Origin of the sequence: Halomonas sp., from assembly GCF_014859505.1 — a bacterium.
In the GTDB taxonomy this organism is placed as follows: Bacteria; Pseudomonadota; Gammaproteobacteria; order Pseudomonadales; family Halomonadaceae; genus Halomonas.
In genome coordinates, this window is record NZ_JACUUD010000255.1 from 1 (window position 1) to 1655 (window position 1655).

A 1655-nucleotide genomic window follows, 5' to 3' on the forward strand; every position below is an offset into this window, starting at 1 on the left:
TGGGGCCTTATGCTGACGTCCTGCGTCAGCCTCCGCAAGCCCGGAAACGGCGAAGGGCGCCATCTGGCGCCCTTCGCGGCTGTTGCCGGCCGGTGGCTCAGCGCGTGGCTTCGGCGTCGCGCTTCATGGCCTGGCGCAGCAGCTTGATGCCGACGCCGGTGATCACGAACATGCTGGCGATCAGGAAGAGGCTGGCAACGACATGGGTATCGACGTACATCAGGGGCTCCTTGTTGAGCGTTACGAGTGGGGGTTACTGGATCAGGGGGAATGGGGTCGGGACCCTCCCGGCAGGCAGTCGGCCACGCCGTACTCGGCGTCCATCCACTGGCCGATGACGTTGTCACCGCACAGGTGGTGGGCGTACTGGGTGTGCAGGCAGCGCACCTGGTCCCAGTTGGCGATGCCGCCGATGCCGCGCTCGGTGAGCACGCCATCGTAGCCCAGCCGGATTATCTCAGCCTTTTGTGCCTCGCTCATGCAGCGCCAGCGAGCCGCCACGTAGTCGCGGTGGCTTGCGTGGTAGGCGGCGAGGAACTCGGGCTCCTCCTGGAGGCGTGCCTCGAGCTGCTTGATCACGCCAGAGGCCTCGATGCGCGAGATCTCCACCTTGAGCCGCTCGGAGCAGAGCCAGTACAGGGTTGGAAAGGGCTTGCCGTCGACGATCGGCGCCATGCGCAGCACCAGCGGGGTGCCTTCGCTGTCGGTGGCCACCACGGCCTCGATGCCGCGCGGTGCGCGACCCAGCTGCGCGGTGATGATCGCCAGCTGGCGCTCGTCAGGGGTCTGATCGGTGCGGATCACCATCGTCGGGGTCCCGTAGAAACTTGTTGGACTGGCCGACGGCCAGGAAGAAGGCGCGATTCAGTTGGTCGGGGGTGGGCGCATAGCGCCACTCCCGCTCGCAGTAGTCCGCGGCCCGGGCCATCAGCACGTCGTAGAGTCGATTGAACGGCGCATCATAATCGTAGGGATCGGCGCCAAACAAGCGGATGTGGGGATAGTCGGCGAAGCGCTCGACGAAGTAGCGGATCAGGTCCGCCTCCACGGCGCGGTGCCGGGCGACGTTGTCGGGGTCCAGCCAGAGGTCGTAGCGGATGGCCATGACCATCTCCTGTCGGGGATCGGGTGTCGGCCTAGCCGGCCATGAGATTGGGACAGCGCGGATCGTGCTCGTATTCGGCCAAGGTGAAGGCGATGCCGGCCGTCTCGAGCTGCTTGACGGCGGGGGTCATGCGGCGACCGGCTCTTCCCGGACGTGAGCCTCCAGCGCCTCGCGCAGCTCACCTTGGATGGGCATGGCCTGCTTGCTCTGGTGATCGAACTGGACCATGACGGCACGGCCGATGTTAGTCATCAGGCCATCCTGCCAGGCCTCCTGGGTCACCGTGAAGGAGCTGTTGCCGAGACGCGAGACATAGGTGCGTATCTCGATCTCGCTGCCGTACTGCAGCTCGGCGAGGTACTCCACCTCCATGCGGGCCATGATCAGGCGCCACTTGCGGGGGTCCAGATCCGGGGTGAAGAGTCGGAAGAGGTCGTTGCGAGCCAGCTCGAACCAGGCGGGCAGCCGGGTGTTGTTGATATGGCCCAGGGCATCGGTGTCGTAGAAGGCAGGCTCGACGGTGCGGGTGAACATGGCAGCGCTCCTTGTT

The 1655-nt window shown here is 65.7% G+C and carries 4 protein-coding genes; all 4 read right to left on the reverse strand.

Going from position 1 to position 1655, the window contains the following annotated elements:
• Window positions 1-97: 97 nt before the first annotated feature.
• A complete protein-coding gene (locus IBX53_RS16040) occupies window positions 98-220 on the reverse strand; it encodes a hypothetical protein (RefSeq protein WP_290911362.1) in 123 nt (40 codons plus the stop codon).
• Window positions 221-261: 41 nt separating this feature from the next.
• On the reverse strand, window positions 262-807 hold the full coding sequence (locus IBX53_RS16045) for a DUF501 domain-containing protein (protein ID WP_290911365.1): 546 nt from the start codon (window positions 805-807) through the stop codon (window positions 262-264).
• The gene (locus IBX53_RS16050) at window positions 779-1105 is read right to left on the reverse strand and encodes a hypothetical protein (protein WP_290911368.1); all 327 of its coding nucleotides are present in this window, start codon (window positions 1103-1105) and stop codon (window positions 779-781) included. Before IBX53_RS16050 ends, IBX53_RS16045 begins: the two co-directional genes overlap by 29 nt.
• Before the next feature lie 126 nt (window positions 1106-1231).
• Window positions 1232-1639 carry a thioesterase family protein gene (locus IBX53_RS16055; RefSeq protein ID WP_290911370.1) on the reverse strand — a complete coding sequence of 136 codons (408 nt, stop codon included), beginning with the start codon at window positions 1637-1639 and terminating at the stop codon, window positions 1232-1234.
• Between the last annotated feature and the right edge of the window lie 16 nt (window positions 1640-1655).